The following is a 16,522-nucleotide window of genomic DNA, read 5'->3' as shown; positions in this document are numbered from 1 at the left end:
ATGGTCCTCCTCTTCCAAAGGGAGGAGGGCCTTTTTAAAACAAATTGAAATGGAACTGCACGATATAAAAAGAGTTTATCTCATAGGCATAGGCGGCATCGGTATGAGCGGCCTGGCACGCTATTTCCATCATTTGGGTTGCATTGTTTGCGGATATGATAAAACGTCGACTGATTTAACAAACCAGTTGCACAACGAGGGGATCCAGGTTGTTTTTGAAGATCATGCGGATTATATCCCTATGAGTTTCCAAAAACCATGCAACGATACGCTGATTATTTATACACCGGCGGTACCGAAGGATTCGCACATTGTTAACTATTTTAAAAACCACGGCTTTGAGCTCTATAAACGCTCGCAGGTTTTAGGCTTGATCAGCAAGAGCTCATTTACCATTGCTGTGGCGGGTACACATGGCAAAACTACCACCTCAACCATGGTAGCGCATTTGCTTAAGGCATCGGGTAATGATTGCTCTGCTTTTTTGGGTGGTATTTCATCAAATTACCAAACCAATGTGCTGTATGGCAAAAACAACGTAATGGTGGTTGAGGCCGATGAATATGATCGCTCGTTCCTTACCCTATATCCGGATGTGGCTATCATCACCTCAATGGATGCCGATCATTTGGATATCTATGGTGATCACGCGCATCTAACCGAATCGTTTAAGCTGTTCGCTTCGCAGATAAAACCGGGTGGTACGCTGGTGCACAAAAATGGTTTGCCTTTGGATGGTGGTTACACCTATGCTTTCGAAGATGAAACTGCTGATGCACATGCTTCAAACGTGAGGATCATTGATGGCGATTTCTATTTCGATTATAACAGTAATGCGGTAAATATCACGGATATAAAAATGGGCATAGCCGGCACCCACAATGTGGAGAACGCCGTAGCAGCCATTGAAGCGGTACTGAAACTGGCTATATCACCGGAAAATATTAAAGCAGCATTAGCATCTTTCAGAGGGGTTAAACGCAGGTTTGAATACATAGTTAAAACGCCAGAGCATATCTACATTGATGATTATGCGCATCATCCCGAAGAATTGAGGGCTTGTATATCATCAATAAAAAGATTATACCCGGTTAAGAAGTTAACGGCCATATTTCAGCCTCATTTATTTACCCGCACCCGCGACTTTGCCGATGGTTTTGCCGAGGTGCTGGATATGGTAGACGAGCTGATATTGCTGGAAATTTATCCGGCGCGCGAATTGCCGATAGAAGGGGTTAACTCGCAAATGCTGCTTAACCGCATGCAATTGCAAAATAAAAAGATACTGAGTAAAGAGGCCGCGGTAGCCGCCGTAGCTGCCGAAAAACCCGAACTATTGTTAACGGTAGGTGCCGGTGATATTGACACGCTGGTACAACCTTTAAAACAAGTATTAAGCAATGAATAAAAAACTCATTTGGAAGCGCCTGTTAATAGGTTGTGCCTGGGTAATAAGCCTGGGTGGCCTTGTGGTGCTTATGAGTTTTATTGAAACAAAAAAAGCGGGTGTAAAGTGTACCGCGGTAAACGTAAGCATCCCCGGCGGGCAATATTTTATTGACAAGCAGGAGGTTGATCATATTATTGAAGTTACCAGTCACTCATTGGTAGGCAGGCCTATCGAAAATATCAATATCCAGGAACTGGAAGATAAATTAAAAGCGAACCCGTTTATTGAGTTTGCTAAAGTTTATACCGAAATGGACGGTGTACTGAGGGTTGAAGTAAGCCAGCGCCAGCCGATATTGCGCATCATGAACCATTATGATATGGATTTTTATGTAGATCAAAACGGCTTAAAGATTCCGCTATCATCAAACTTTACCGCGAGGGTATTGGTAGCTAATGGTTTTATCGAAGAGCTGTTTACCAACCGGGTTGATTCGTTACATACGCGCCTGGCTAAAGATTTGTTTAAAACGGCTGATTATATCCGTAAGGATTCGCTTTGGGATGCACAGATAGCGCAGATGTATGTGAACAGTGAGCGCGAGATAGAGCTGATCCCCAGAGTGGGTAATCAAAGGATCCTGATCGGCAATGCGGATTCGCTTAACGTAAAGTTGAACAACCTGCAGGCTTTTTACAAGCAGGTGCTGCCAAAGGTAGGCTGGGATACTTATAAAGTGATCAATGTAAAATATACCAACCAGGTTATTGGTATAAAAAATGAAAATATAAAAGCAGATTCAATTAAGGCAGCTAAAACTGCCAAACAGGATTCGCTTAGGACGAAAAGGGATACATCTCAAATTAAATTGTAATATGGACAAAAGCTCAACTCAGGAAAAAAGTTCGCCAATTGTAGTAGGATTGGATATCGGGACTACCAAGATATGTGCCATTGTTGGGCGCAGGAGCAAGAACGGGAAGATTGAGGTTTTAGGGATTGGCAAGGCCGAATCTGCGGGTGTGACGCGCGGCGTGGTGTCAAATATAGATAAAACAGTACAAGGCATTCATCAGGCGGTGGAGGTGGCGGGCTCGCAATCAAATGTAGAAATCAGGGTAGTGAACGTAGGCATTGCAGGTCAGCACATCAAAAGCTTGCAACACCGCGGTTTAATAACCCGTCGCGATCTGCAATCAGAGATCGGTCGTAAGGATATTGATAAGCTGATAGAGGATATGTATAACCTGGTGATGCCTCCGGGCGAGGAGATCATCCATGTGTTGCCACAGGAGTTTACTGTGGATAATGAGCCGGGTATTAAAGATCCGATAGGTATGGCTGGCGTTAGGCTTGAGGCTAACTTCCATATTATATCTGGTCAGGTTACGGCCATTAAAAACATTGTAAAATGTGTTAACAAGGCCAGCCTGGAGAGCCAGGAACTGATCCTTGAGCCGCTGGCATCTTCAGAATCTGTTTTGAGCGAAGAGGAAAAAGAAGCCGGCGTGGTTTTGGTTGATATCGGTGGCGGTACTACCGACGTAGCTATTTTCCATGAAGGTATCATTCGCCATACAGCTGTTATCCCTTTCGGCGGCAATAGTGTAACTGAGGATATCCGCGAAGGCTGTTCAGTAATGCGCAACATTGCCGAGCAACTGAAAGTAAGGTTTGGATCTGCCCTGGCCGATGAGAACAAGGAAAATGAGATTGTATGTGTGCCAGGTTTGCGTGGCCGTGAGCCAAAAGAAATTTCGGTGAAAAACCTGGCTTACGTAATTCAGGCCCGTATGGAAGAGATTGTAGAGCATGTTTATTACGAGATCAAATCATCAGGCTATGAGAAAAAACTAATAGCAGGTATCGTGATAACAGGCGGCGGTGCACAGTTGAAACACTTGCGTCAACTGGTTGAGTTTGTTACCGGTTTGGATTGCCGCGTAGGTTACCCTACCGAGCACCTGGCTAAAAACGAAGTGCTGCCAAAAGGTACATACGAAGAATTGCAGAGCCCAACTTTTGCTACCGGTATTGGTTTGCTCATTAAAGGGATCCAGAAAATGGAATACATGAATGAAGCGATCCCTGCCGAAGTGAAAACGGCTAAGCCAAAGTACGATGCGAAAAGTAAAGAAGGGGGCTTGTTAGACAGGCTGCTGAAAAAAAGCATCACATTTATTAAGGATGACATTAAGGATGAGGACTTTCTGAAATAATATTTATTCACAAGGGTTAAACTTATTCACATTGCTCACAAATGTGGATAAATCTTGTTGAAAAAGTGTTATTATTACGATGGTAAAATCTAATGTTGGGTTGAATTACATATAGCTGAAAACGAAGATTATGCATTTTGAAATGTTAAAAGAAAAATCGTCAATCATCAAGGTAATTGGTGTTGGCGGTGGTGGTGGTAACGCGGTAAACCATATGTACAGGCAAGGAATTACCGGTGTTGATTTTATAATATGCAACACTGATGCCCAGGCATTGGAGCTGAGCCCTATACCTAACAAGGTGCAATTGGGTGCCAGTTTAACCGAGGGCATGGGTGCAGGCTCAATACCCGAAGTTGGTAAAAATTCGGCTATTGAAAATATCGACGATATTAAACAGATGTTGGGCGTCAATACCAAAATGCTGTTCATTACAGCTGGTATGGGCGGAGGCACAGGTACAGGCGCAAGCCCTATCATTGCCAAGGCTGCGCGCGAAATGGATATATTAACGGTGGGTATCATAACCACACCTTTCTCTTTTGAAGGTAAACGCCGTAAAATGCAGGCGGATGCTGGTTTGGAAGAACTGCGCAAGTATGTCGATTCGTTCCTGGTGATCTCGAACGACAGGCTTCGGCAGATCTTTGGTAACCTGACAATGAGCTCTGCATTTGCCCAGGCTGATAATATATTGACTACAGCAGCTAAAGGTATTGCCGAAATCATCACCTTACCGGGCTATATCAACGTCGACTTTAAAGATGTGCGCACGGTGATGAAGGACAGCGGTGTATCTATCATGGGCAGCTTTAGCGCCGATGGGGAAAACCGTGCCCTTAAAGCCGTTGAAGGCGCGTTGGCATCACCATTGCTGAAAGATAATGAAATTGAAGGCGCAAGGTATATATTGCTGAACATCAGCTCGGGCCTTAAAGAGGTTACCATGGATGAGATCAGCGTAATTACTGATTATATCCAGGAAGAAGCCGGCTTAGCTGCTGACCTGATCTGGGGTAACTGTATCGACGAAAACTTGGGTGAGCAATTATCGGTAACCATTATTGCTACCGGTTTCCAAACCAAAGATGAGCGCGAAAAGGAAAACAGCAACAAGAAAATAGTTTCAATGCTGGTTCCCGAAGAGCCTCAGCAGGCAAGGCCGGTTAACGAATTTATTAAACCAGTTAAGGTTGATGCTCCTGCCGAGCCTTATGCTAAAGCACCTAAAGAAGATGCAAAGCAAGCTGGGCTGTTTGATATGTTTGCCGGCAGCCGTCAGGAAGAGCCCGCTGTTGTAAGACATAGCTTAATGAATGAAGAGCCGGAGGCAGATAACGAGCCAGATACTGCTGGTTTCACTTTTAAAATGAGTGAGCCGGTGAGCTATGAGCAGCCTGTAAGGGAACAGCCACGTATGCCCGAGCCTGAACCAGAGCCAACTCCTGCACCGCAACCTGTTGGGGCTGATGATAACAAAACCAACGAATCTATAGAAGAGCAGTTAAAAAAATCGCGCGAGCGCATTATGAGACTGAAAGACCTGAGCATGAAGCTGCGTACAGGTAATATTCAGGAATTGGAAAATGTTCCGGCTTATAAACGTAAAGAGATAGCCCTGCAGGATACCCCGGCATCTGACGAAAGCCAGATCTCACGTTTTTCCCTGATGCAGGATAGCGAAGGTAACGTGGAGATCAGGAATAATAACTCGTACCTGCACGGAAACGCGGATTAAGAAGAGATGCAAGACTTTTAGAGTCAAGAATCAAGAGAAATAAAAACCACAATAATTGAATGGGAGATTGACAAAGGAATTAAATCTGAAAGTTGATCTCCCTTTTTTATTGGATACTAAACCAGTATGTTATTGCGAGAAGCGAAGCAATCGCATGGTGGCCGAGTAGCCGTGCAAGTCCGCCCTGTACAGTCCGCGATTGTTTCGTCCCTGGCAATGAAATGGTTCAAAGAGTTTTATACGGATGTAGTCTTGGCTCTTGATTCTAATAGTCTTGCTTCTTTCCTAAAGGTTATAAGCTATTCTAAAAAGTTATAGCTATTGTTTAAAGGTGTTTTAACGGCTATATTTGCAACTAAATTTATAAAAACAATTCATTTTGGATTTATTTGATAAAATAACAAAAAGCTTGGGTGGGCCGATAGGTCAGCATCAAAAGTGGTCGCATGGTTATTTTTCTTTTCCTAAGCTGGAAGGTGAGATAGGCCCGCACATGGAGTTTAAAGGAAAAGAGCATTTAGTTTGGAGTCTTAACAATTACCTTGGCTTGGCTAATCATCCTGAAGTAAGGCAGGCCGACGCGCAAGCTGCTGCTGATTACGGTATGGCTTACCCAATGGGTGCAAGAATGATGTCGGGAAACTCCATTCACCACGAAGAGCTGGAGAACAACCTGGCTGCCTTTGTTGGCAAACAATCGGCCTTTTTGCTAAATTATGGTTACCAGGGAATGGTATCGATAATTGATGCACTGGTTGACAGGAATGACGTTATTGTTTACGATGCCGAATCGCACGCCTGTATCATTGATGGCGTACGTTTACATATGGGTAAACGCTTTGTTTACCAGCACAACGATATTGAAAGCTGCGAAAAGCAGCTGGAGCGGGCAACCCGTTTAACAGAGCAAACTGGTGGCGGTATCCTGTTAATTACCGAAGGTGTTTTTGGTATGTCGGGCGCGCAAGGCAAACTTAAAGCAGTTGCCGATCTTAAAAAGAAATTTAACTTCCGTTTACTGGTTGATGACGCACACGGTTTTGGTACCATGGGTAAAACCGGTGCGGGTACACATGAAGAGCAGGATTGTATGGATGAAGTGGATGTGTACTTTGCCACCTTTGCCAAATCAATGGCGGGTATTGGTGCTTTTGTAGCTGCTGATCAGGATATTATCCATTATCTGCGCTATAACATGCGTTCGCAAACATTTGCCAAGGCATTGCCAATGCCAATGGTATTAGGTTTGAAAAAACGCTTTGAAATGTTAAAGACCCGACCAGAACTTCGCGAGAAATTATGGTTGATTGCAAATACCTTGCAGGCAGGTTTAAAAGAACGTGGCTTTGATCTGGGTGCTTCAAACACTATGGTTACCCCGGTATTTCTAAAGGGTGATCTTTTTGAGGCTACAGCCCTAACCCGAGACTTACGCGAGAACTATGGTATCTTTTGCTCGATAGTAGTGTACCCGGTTATCCCTAAAGGCTTAATTGTACTAAGGCTGATCCCAACAGCGGCTCATAGTTTGGAGGATGTACAACGTACCCTTGATGCGTACAGCGCTATCGGTGAAAAATTAAAGGCCGGTTATTACAAAGAGAATAAACTGGAAATTGCTTAAACACATTTGATAATACTTAGAAGCCTCGGAGAGATCCGGGGCTTTTTTTGTTTTTTTTTGCATCTGATGTAGAGGCGCATCACATGCGTCTCCCGTTTGAAATGCCGCTATGGTGAATAAATTACGAGGGGCTTTTGCCCTTTTAGTAGACGTATGTGATGCGTCTCTACGTTGAAGATTACCACCCCTTGAAAATCCTTGATAAAACGTTCCTAAATTATTTTAGCAAGCTTTTTTGTTTAACAAAAACCCTTTTCTATTTTTACGCCTACCATATCAAAACCATGAAATTAACCAGACGACATTTTATAAAAATTAACAGCGTTGCAGCTGCCGGTATCGGTTTAGGTGTAACTCCTGTATTTGCTTCGGCTGTGGCTCCTGCCTTTGAAAGCCAGCGCCCAAAACTGGCCGACCGTAAGTTTACCAGTAAGGCGGTTGAGGCCATCATTAAAAAAGTTAAGGCCGATATTAAAGACCCTGAAGTTGCGTGGCTTTTCGAAAACTGCTATCCAAACACTTTAGATACTACCGTAAACTATTCTGAAAAAGATGGTAAGCCTGATACCTTCGTAATCACGGGCGATATTAATGCTATGTGGATGCGCGATTCGTCGGCACAGGTTTGGCCATATTTGCCACTCATTAAAAATGACCCAGCATTAAAAAAATTAATCCAGGGTGTATTGAGCCGCCAGGCTAAGTGCGTGATCATTGACCCATATGCAAATGCCTTTAACGAGGGCCCAACCGGCAGCGAGTGGGACAGCGACCGCACCACCATGAAACCCGAATTGCACGAGCGTAAATGGGAAATAGATTCACTTTGCTACCCTGTAAGGCTGGCTTATAATTACTGGAAAATAAGTGGCGACAGCAGCTTTTTCGACGAGAGCTGGCAAAAAGCAGGTAAGATCATCCTGGCTACTTTCAAAGAACAGCAACGTAAGGAGGGTAAAGGCCCCTACTTTTTCCAGCGCAAAACCGAAACACAAAGTGATACCGCACCAAACAGAGGCTATGGGAATCCCGTTAAACCCGTTGGTTTGATCTGCTCTATCTTCCGTCCGTCGGATGATGCTACCATTTATCCATTTCTGATCCCCTCAAACTACTTCGCGGTAGCAAGCTTAAACCAAATGGCCGAAATGTACAGCACTATAGGCCATGATAGTGCGACCGCTGATGCCTGCAAAGCATTAGCAAATGAAGTTCAGGCAGCGCTTAAGCAATACGCTGTAGGTAATCACCCGCAATTTGGCCAGGTTATTCCGTTTGAAGTTGATGGTTATGGAAATCAACTTTTCATGGATGACTCGAACGTCCCGAGTCTGTTGGCCCTGCCTTATCTTGATTCTGTAAAAGTTGATGACCCGCTGTACCAAAGCACCCGCAAATTTGTACTGAGCGATAGCAATCCGTACTATTTTAAAGGCACCGCTGCCGAAGGCATTGGTGGTCCGCATGTGGGTATAGGTTATATTTGGCCAATGGCAATCATTATGCGCGGTATTACATCAACCGATAAAGCAGAGATTGTACAGTGTATCAAATGGCTGAAAAGCACCCATGCAGGCACCGGTTTCATGCACGAATCCTTTAATAAAGACGATGCCAAGGACTTTACCCGGAAATGGTTTGCCTGGGCTAACACTTTATTTGGCGAATTGATACTAAAAGTGCACGAACACTATCCTGACATACTGCAGCAGACTTTTTAAACCTGCTGAATATATTAATACTTAATAGTATTTAAATACTGTGTTTAGATTGTATAGTTGGCTGTAAATATTATTTATGGTGGTTTATGTTCCGTATTTTAATTATTAATAAAACTTATTTTAAAGTATAGGTTTGGTTTAAACTTTTTAATAAAAAATAAACGGGCGCTAATAAACTTAAAGAGCTTAAAATGTGGAAAAAAACCACTGTTAAGGCCGTATTTTTTGGCTTTAAAAGTTTTTAATTAACAAAAAACATTTTAGCTTAGCTTTAATTAAAACAATAAACCTCAAAATTTAAAAGGAGTAATTAAATGAAAAAATTTACTGAAGTAAAAGAGCTTGTAGCAGCTTTAGAGGCCGACGCCGACAAATTCTACAATAAAGGAAACAGCGCTGCCGGTACACGTGTACGTAAAGGTATGCAGGATCTTAAAAACCTGGCACAGGCAATCCGCCTTGAAGTTCAGGAGGCGAAGAATAAAGAGGCTTAGTAAGATTTTTATCATCTTATTCCAATAAAAAACCCGGTCCATGGATTGGGTTTTTTATTTTATGGAAAGCTTTCGACATCTGACTAAAAAAGGGGTCATGAGGAAAAGTTGTGGGATTAAAAGGTTAAGCATAGATTTTAGCTAATCTGAATAAGAAGAAAGTAGTATCCCTAACACCTCTTGAAGTAGCTCTGAAAGCTTTTATTTTCGCATTAAAAGATTCGGCAGAGGCATTTGTGCTCCTGTTATCAAAGAAATTCAGGATAGATTCATAATGTTGATGAACAGATCTTGCGACGGTCTTAAATGCATCAATTGCGGCATCCTCCACATGATTATACCATAGCGCTAATCTTTTAAAGGCGATTTGCTTGCTTTTGCAGATGGTGAATATATTACCCAATCCTATAGCCAGTTTATAAGCTTTGAGCAGTTCCGGGTATCGTGGAAAAAGCAGATCGGCTCTTTCTTTTTGTGCGGCAGTCCACCTGGACTGATGCTTAAACAACAGGTAGCGGCTTCTGGCAAGCAATTGTTTTAGTGTATCGCCATTGCTGAATAGCTCAGGCTGATAAGATTGCTTGTTTTGCCTGGCTTGTTCAATTGCCCTGCTTTCTGCATCCAGCGCTTCCCACCGATATTTTATACGAGCTTCCTGTAGTGCATCATATGCTAATTTTTGCACATGGAACCTGTCGATCACACGGCTCGCATTGCTAAAACACCTGCGGATAGCTTTGATCATGTTTGCCGCCATATCCATCGTCACTTCTTTTACCTTATTCCTTTTACGCAGCGGTATGCGTTCGATAACTTTTATGATCTGCTCCGTTTGTGTGCCCCTTAGCATAGCTACAATTGCCTTCTTGCCACCTTTAGCTTCCTTATTGGTGATAATGGTATAGAGTTCACCATTGCTCAATGCTGTTTCGTCTATGCTTAGCGATGGCCCTATGTTTTGTTCAAACAGCATCCATTCATCTGCATGTTCTTTTTGATCCCAGCTATGAAAATCGCTCAGAAAGTCTTTGTATTGCTGCTGTAGCTGTTTGCCATCAACTGTATAAAGCCGCCCTAACAAATGACAGCTGATCGGGTTATTATCCAAATATACCTTTTAAAAAAGTGCCGAATTCCGTTGTCATTCGCGCTCCTTTTCTAACTAAGTTCCAGTCCCTTGTGATGATCTCACCACTTGCTTTAACTTCCCATCTGCGCCTTTTAATGCAAAGAGCTACTTTGTGGCCCCGGATAGGAAAATCCTGAATAGCCGTCTCCGGTAAGAAGCCTTTTGACTCAAGTTGTTGCTTGCCATAACCTGCTGGCGGAAGATTCTTTTCCTCAAGGTAAATGTTCAATTGGCCGTTCTCTGAGGAAAGGACATCAGTAAGTTCAAAGTATTCCAAAAGCCCTTCGGGCAAGATAAGACGGACAAGGGTTTCGTATGCAGCTGACAAGTGTGGACGTTTTTATTTCTGCCTGCAAAGCAAACACTTTTTTTATTCCCCCACAATTTTTCTGCTTGATCCTAAAAAAGCCCTCCAGGGAATATAAAAAACGTCATTGCTATGTACGAAGCAATCGCAAACTTTACAGGGCATACCTGCTAATAGGGAATTGCTTCGTACCTCGCCATGACGCCTGTAGAGGATGATTCTTGTATTTTATGCTTTTACTGCTACCGGAGCCAGCTTTTTAAGCTCTTCCACAATAGCACCGGCAGTTTTTTCGCTTACCTGTACCAATGGTAGCCGCACTGTATCGCCGCAGATGCCTAATTGTTTTAGGGCAGTTTTAACACCTGCAGGACTGCCTTCGGCAAACATTAATCGGGTAAACTCAATCAGATCAAAATGCGCGGCATGTGCTGCTTTGTAATCACCGTTCAGCAAAAGCCTAACCATGTCAGATAATTGACGCGGCAAAGCATTACCAATAACAGATATCGCACCAACTCCGCCTAAAGCCATCATGGGCAAAGTAACCGGATCATCGCCTGATATAAACAGGAAATCCTCGGGCTTGTCGCGCATCAACTGGTTAAACAGGTCGAAATTGCCCGATGCTTCTTTGATACCGATTATGTTTTTAAACTCCTTTGCCAGGCGTACAGTTGTTTCAGCGCTGATGGTACTACCTGTACGGCTTGGTACGTTATACAGGATTATAGGTAGTTTAGTATTTTGTGCTATAGCCCTGTAGTGCTGATAAATACCCTCCTGGGTAGGTTTGTTATAATGCGGGCTTGCTGAAAGTATAGCATCATAGCCTTCTGTATCAAACGATTTTATTTGCTCAACAACTTCATGAGTATTATTACCGCCAATACCCGCCACCAGGCCAACGCGCTTATTTACCACTTCGGCTGTGAAAGCCCAAACCTGCTTTCGTTCAGCCTCGCTCAATGTGGCACTTTCGCCGGTTGTACCTAACGACACCAGGTATTCCACCCCGCCATCAATCAAATGTTCAATCAGGTTTCTCAACCCGTTGTAGTCAATTTGACCATCCGCATGAAAAGGGGTTACCATAGCTACCCCTGTTCCGTAAAATATATTCATGATTAAAATTAAAAGGATGCTAATATAGTGATTAGTGATTGTAGATTAAGAGTTTATTAGAGGTTTATTTTTTGAAAAAGTGCCTTGATTGCGTTTAAAGTTAGATTTTGGGTAATTGAAGTATCTAATTTGAATAGATTGGAGCCTCTCTTTAAATACTCGGCTAAGGCAAAAGTTGCCATGGGGACACGGCAACGGGGATGTGTCTTGTCCTGAAATAGGTTTACACAACAGTAAACAAAAATGGAAAGATATTCAAAGACCTATGGGAGTAAATGGCAGAGCCAATACAGTGAGGAGTTTAAGCGAAAAATTTGCCAGGAATATTTAACAGGAGAAGAAGGCCTGAGTTTTCTTGAGCGGAAATATAATTTAGGGAATAGCCGGATTTCAGCCTGGTTAAAATCGTTTGGCCTGGAGAAAAAAAGACCGGTTTATGTATCTTCGTGTATCATGCCAGCAAAGAGAGATCCGGATATCCAGCCTGAAGATAGTGCATCAGTTAAGTTGCTGAAAAAGCAACTGGAAGATGCACTTCTGGAAAAGGAGCTTTATCGTAAAATGATAGAAGTTGCTGAAAGAGACCTGAGGATCAATATCCGAAAAAAGTCCGTTACCAAGTAATCCGTGAGACTAAAAACAGCTATCCCAGGGTAAGCCTTGGAAAGTGCTGTTGTTTACTTGGCATTACCCGACAAGCTTATTATCAACACTTTTGGGAAGCAGAAGCAATTAGTTTTGAACAGGAGATCATCCTAAATGAAGTAAGGCATTTAAGGACTACACATCCGGCTATCGGTGTCAGAAAGCTCTATGTATTATTACAATCATTTTTACTTGAACATCAGATAAAGATGGGCAGGGATGCTCTTTTTGATCTTCTTGCTGCACATCAGTTATTGGTACGGAAGAAAAGGCGACGTGTTTATACCACCCAGTCTTTTCACTGGTTAAAAAAGTATCCCAACTGTATAAAAGAAATAATCCCTAATAAAGTAAATGAGATATGGGTATCAGATATAACGTATTACCGAACAACCAAAGGCTTTGTATATATAAGTTTTATAACAGATGCATATAGCAGAAAAATTGTTGGTTATCATGCTGCTGACACATTAGAAGCTGTTCATACGCTGAGTGCTTTACAAATGGCCCTCAGAGAAAACAGGCAACCGATAAATGGTTTAATACATCATTCAGACAGAGGGGTTCAATATTGCAGTTATGATTATGTAAAGCTATTACAGGACAACAATATAATCATCAGCATGACTGAAAACGGTGATCCTTTAGAAAATGCAATTGCTGAAAGGATCAACGGAATCATCAAACAGGAGTACCTGGAACATCAGAGTCTGAGTACCAAAGAAGAGGTAATGGAACTATTAATTAAGTCTGTAAAAAGCTATAATAACCAAAGACCACATATGAGTTGTAATATGCTCACACCTGAGTTTGTACATCAAAATAATATAGAAGCAGAGCGAACATGGAAAAATTATTATAAATCTCAAAATGTGGTTTTGTAAACCTATTTTAGGACTAATAAATATTGTAAACGTATAACAGGATTTAGCATTTAATCTGTAAACTTTTTTTAGGACGAGACAATGTATGTATCTTCTTCTTTTAGCGCAAGTATTGCGCGCTTGATTGTGCGTGGCTCACTTGTGACTTTTTAAGACAATAATATTTTCGAATCCGAAATCGAACATGCCAGATCCGAAATCAATAATGGCGTTGCCTGCGGCCCAGGCTTTCCGCTCATACTGCGCAGGCCTTAGCCACATGGCCGGTATCCGCTGCAATCCTTAACGCTGTCTGAATCAGAATTTGCAGGATTTAAGAATTAACAGAATTGGAAATCCTATAAATCCCCGAATCTGTTTAATCCAGGTTCAGACTCAAATAATCCCAAACAACGATCCACCCTTTTCACCAAGCTTATCAACCGTTTTCTCTACTTCCGGTACCCGCTCCAACACGGGGGCGTGATGTGGTTTTATCCGGGCATCAATAATCAGTGGACCTTTACAGCCCCAGTGTTTATGCTCGGTAATGCTGCCAACACCATAAATATCATGCGACGGGTTGCTGCGGGTAAAGGTTACCCAGACGAAATTGTTAATGGTTTGGGCGGCAAAACCGGCATCATCACAAAGCACTATTAAAGGCAAGCCGGTAAGGTCTTCATCCTGCAGGCTGTATTCTATAATGCTGATAATATTATCTATGTCCTTGTGATTTACATGTTTGGGCACTTCAACCATGAGCACACCAGGCATGGCCATTTTGTAAGCGCTGATAGGGCGGGGGAGACTAAACCAATCCGGGAGTTCCGTCCAAAGTTCGCGTTTGATATCGCCGGCCACGGTAACAGCTAATTTACTACCCGAGTTTAGGCCTTCGCCGCTATAGTCAAGTGTATCGATAGTAGTGTTGGTATGAAAATGCAGGTCGCGGGTAAGCTCTACCCTTTGCAGAATGTGCTTCAGGAAACCGCCAATATCGTTTACATTAAGTTTTGGGTCATCTTCCTGCGCGGCAATGAATAGGTATTTAGCAAGACTTAGCTGGCCTTTGCCCAATATGTGATTGGCGATAGTAACTATCTCCTGCGGCTTACGCTCTTTGAGATAGGGGGTATAACGCTCGCTGCCGGTAGCGAAGAGCAGTGGGTGCACACCGGCGGCATCAACAGCGTTAACTGCATGCAAGCCCGGAATTTCTTTAGGAATAGCCGAACCTGTAATTTCGTGGATCAGTGCCCCAAAACTGGTATCCTCCTGCGGCGGGCGACCAACCACAGTGAACGACCATACAGCATCTTTACGGTGATAAACGTTATGTACTTTCATCAGCGGGAAAGGATGTACCAAACTGTAATAGCCCAAATGATCGCCAAAGGGCCCTTCAGGTTTATTTTCGTGCGGCATAACTGTGCCGGTGATCACAAAATCAGCATCAGCCGAAATACAGAAACCTTCTGCATCATAAAAATATCGAAAGCGACGGTTCCCTAATGCACCTGCAAAAGTCATTTCTGATAAGCCTTCGGGCAGGGGCATTACGGCAGCTACCGGATGTGCCGGTGGCCCGCCTACAAAAATGCTGACTTTTAATGGTTGCCCTTTGGCATTAGCTTGGGTTTGATGCACGCCAATACCCCGGTGTATCTGGTAATGTAAACCGATCTCCTGGTTTTGTACATAGTCATTACCTGCAAGCTGGATGCGGTACATGCCCAGGTTGGCGTTCATAATGCCCGGTTTGTCGGCATCCTCAGTATATACCTGGGGCATGGTAACAAACGGGCCGCCATCCATAGGCCAGTTTACAATTTGCGGGATATCGCTGATGTTGCATTTGCCAAATTTAATAGGTGCGCCTGCACCGCTTTTCATAGGCAATGCCGAGAGCGCCGTTAAGCCAACACCTGCATATTTAAAAGGGTTTTTGATGGCTTTTATTGGATCGTTTTTTATATCGACCAGAACCTTGATTTTTTCGAGCGTGTCCCTGAATATGAATTTCGACCTGTCGAGCGTACCAAACAGGTTTGATACTGCGGGGAATTTACTGCCTTTCACATTCTCAAATAATATAGCGGACCCCTCATTTTCAAATACACGTAAATGTATTGCAGCCATTTGCAGATAGGGATCAACCTGTTCTTTGATACGAACCAGGTGACCATTTTTTTCGAGATCGGTAATGCAGGCTTGTAAACTTGAGTAACCCATAGGGCGAAATTAAGAAATTAGTTCATTGGGAGGATTCATTTCATTGTCATCAGGATATTTTCAATAGTTGTATTACAAATAGTAATCTACGATTAACACAAGCAATGATTTGTCGGCTCCCTGACCTAATGATAAATTCCTTACTTTAGCTAGCAAATATCAATCGCCCCTATGTCGGTAACTATACTAACGCTTATTATACTTGTTGGGTCGTATTTGGCGGGCTTGCTGGGCTCGTTAACCGGGCTGGGTGGCGGGGTTGTTATTATTCCGCTGCTCACTATTTTACTTGGGGTGGATATTCAATACGCTATCGGGGCTTCGCTGATCTCGGTTATTGCTACATCATCAGGTTCGGCAGCAGCTTACGTTAAAGAAGGTATCACTAATATCAGGCTGGGCATGTTCCTGGAGATTGCCACTACGGCAGGTGCTATGGTTGGTGCATTGATAGCCATTTATATTCCCACAAATTTTATAGCTGTTTTATTTGGTGTCATCCTGATCTTATCGGCAGTAATGTCATTAAAAAAGAAGGCAGAACATATTCATCAGCAAAAAAGTGAATTGGCCGAAAAACTAAAACTAAACGGCAGTTTCCCCGGCCCTGCAGGCGAGATTACTTATTCGGTAAGAAATGTAGGCGGTGGATTTTTCATGATGCTTTTTGCAGGCGTAATATCAGGCTTGCTGGGCATAGGTTCGGGAGCGCTGAAGGTTTTGGCGATGGATGGCATTATGCGCATCCCTTTTAAGGTGTCAACCACTACCAGTAATTTTATGATAGGGGTTACTGCAGCAGCAAGCGCGGTAGTTTACCTGCAACGGGGGTATATTGATCCGGGCCTTTCCATGCCGGTAGCTATAGGGGTTTTATTAGGTGCCTTAAGCGGATCAAAAATATTGGTACACACTTCATCATCGGGATGGCTACGTGTAGTTTTTGCCGTGGTGGTTACGTTTTTGGCATCGCAAATGATATATAAAGGAATTACAGGAACTATATAATTTATCATTAGGTCATTGCGTCAT

At 43.0% G+C, this 16,522-nt stretch carries 14 protein-coding genes; 10 read left to right on the top strand and 4 right to left on the bottom strand.

Annotated features, from left to right (window positions below; all coding sequences use genetic code 11):
- The first annotated feature begins 49 nt into the window (after positions 1 to 49).
- From murC to ACEN82_RS20770, 7 genes are all read left to right on the top strand, one after another.
- Positions 50 to 1,408 (top strand): UDP-N-acetylmuramate--L-alanine ligase, encoded by a 1,359-nt coding sequence (gene murC / locus ACEN82_RS20800; protein WP_413322908.1) that lies wholly within the window; start codon positions 50 to 52, stop codon positions 1,406 to 1,408.
- Positions 1,401 to 2,264 carry a cell division protein FtsQ/DivIB gene (locus ACEN82_RS20795; RefSeq protein WP_175490020.1) on the top strand — a complete coding sequence of 288 codons (864 nt, stop codon included), beginning with the start codon at positions 1,401 to 1,403 and terminating at the stop codon, positions 2,262 to 2,264. Before murC ends, ACEN82_RS20795 begins: the two co-directional genes overlap by 8 nt.
- Position 2,265: 1 nt before the next feature.
- Positions 2,266 to 3,609 carry a cell division protein FtsA gene (gene ftsA / locus ACEN82_RS20790; RefSeq protein ID WP_090529889.1) on the top strand — a complete coding sequence of 448 codons (1,344 nt, stop codon included), beginning with the start codon at positions 2,266 to 2,268 and terminating at the stop codon, positions 3,607 to 3,609.
- A gap of 130 nt (positions 3,610 to 3,739) precedes the next feature.
- Entirely contained in the window at positions 3,740 to 5,347 is a 1,608-nt protein-coding gene (ftsZ, locus tag ACEN82_RS20785) for a cell division protein FtsZ (RefSeq protein WP_413322907.1), read from the top strand.
- A gap of 379 nt (positions 5,348 to 5,726) precedes the next feature.
- On the top strand, positions 5,727 to 6,971 hold the full coding sequence (locus ACEN82_RS20780) for an aminotransferase class I/II-fold pyridoxal phosphate-dependent enzyme (RefSeq protein ID WP_413322906.1): 1,245 nt from the start codon (positions 5,727 to 5,729) through the stop codon (positions 6,969 to 6,971).
- A 284-nt stretch (positions 6,972 to 7,255) separates the two neighbouring features.
- A complete protein-coding gene (locus ACEN82_RS20775; protein ID WP_413322905.1) occupies positions 7,256 to 8,692 on the top strand; it encodes a glycoside hydrolase family 125 protein in 1,437 nt (478 codons plus the stop codon).
- Between the two features lie 314 nt (positions 8,693 to 9,006).
- Positions 9,007 to 9,186 carry a BF3379 family histone-like protein gene (locus tag ACEN82_RS20770; RefSeq protein ID WP_090529881.1) on the top strand — a complete coding sequence of 60 codons (180 nt, stop codon included), beginning with the start codon at positions 9,007 to 9,009 and terminating at the stop codon, positions 9,184 to 9,186.
- 124 nt (positions 9,187 to 9,310) lie between these two features.
- On the opposite strand, the gene ACEN82_RS20765 is transcribed toward ACEN82_RS20770, so the two are convergent.
- The 3 genes from ACEN82_RS20765 to dapA all read right to left on the bottom strand — a co-directional run bounded on the left by ACEN82_RS20765 (position 9,311) and on the right by dapA (position 11,747).
- Positions 9,311 to 10,294, bottom strand: a complete 984-nt coding sequence (locus ACEN82_RS20765; RefSeq protein ID WP_495644010.1) for an ISAon1 family transposase — start codon at positions 10,292 to 10,294, stop codon at positions 9,311 to 9,313.
- Positions 10,287 to 10,643, bottom strand: a complete 357-nt coding sequence (locus ACEN82_RS20760; RefSeq protein WP_090533812.1) for an ISAon1 family transposase N-terminal region protein — start codon at positions 10,641 to 10,643, stop codon at positions 10,287 to 10,289. Before ACEN82_RS20760 ends, ACEN82_RS20765 begins: the two co-directional genes overlap by 8 nt.
- A 207-nt stretch (positions 10,644 to 10,850) precedes the next feature.
- Positions 10,851 to 11,747: a 4-hydroxy-tetrahydrodipicolinate synthase gene (gene dapA, locus ACEN82_RS20755; protein WP_090529878.1), complete on the bottom strand. Its 897-nt coding sequence runs from the start codon at positions 11,745 to 11,747 to the stop codon at positions 10,851 to 10,853.
- A 243-nt stretch (positions 11,748 to 11,990) separates the two neighbouring features.
- Between dapA and ACEN82_RS20750 the strand changes: the two genes are divergently transcribed.
- On the top strand, positions 11,991 to 12,371 hold the full coding sequence (locus tag ACEN82_RS20750) for a hypothetical protein (protein ID WP_495644009.1): 381 nt from the start codon (positions 11,991 to 11,993) through the stop codon (positions 12,369 to 12,371).
- Positions 12,371 to 13,276: an IS3 family transposase gene (locus tag ACEN82_RS20745; protein WP_495644149.1), complete on the top strand. Its 906-nt coding sequence runs from the start codon at positions 12,371 to 12,373 to the stop codon at positions 13,274 to 13,276. Before ACEN82_RS20750 ends, ACEN82_RS20745 begins: the two co-directional genes overlap by 1 nt.
- 375 nt (positions 13,277 to 13,651) lie before the next feature.
- On the opposite strand, the gene ACEN82_RS20740 is transcribed toward ACEN82_RS20745, so the two are convergent.
- A complete protein-coding gene (locus tag ACEN82_RS20740; protein WP_413321852.1) occupies positions 13,652 to 15,490 on the bottom strand; it encodes a UbiD family decarboxylase in 1,839 nt (612 codons plus the stop codon).
- A 171-nt stretch (positions 15,491 to 15,661) separates the two neighbouring features.
- Here ACEN82_RS20740 and ACEN82_RS20735 point away from each other — a divergent pair, with 171 nt between their 5' ends.
- Positions 15,662 to 16,498: a sulfite exporter TauE/SafE family protein gene (locus ACEN82_RS20735; RefSeq protein ID WP_413321851.1), complete on the top strand. Its 837-nt coding sequence runs from the start codon at positions 15,662 to 15,664 to the stop codon at positions 16,496 to 16,498.
- The last annotated feature ends 24 nt before the right edge of the window (positions 16,499 to 16,522 follow it).

The sequence above is a fragment of the Mucilaginibacter sp. Mucisp73 genome, from assembly GCF_059491465.1.
This window is presented reverse-complemented; position numbering and strand designations above follow the sequence as displayed.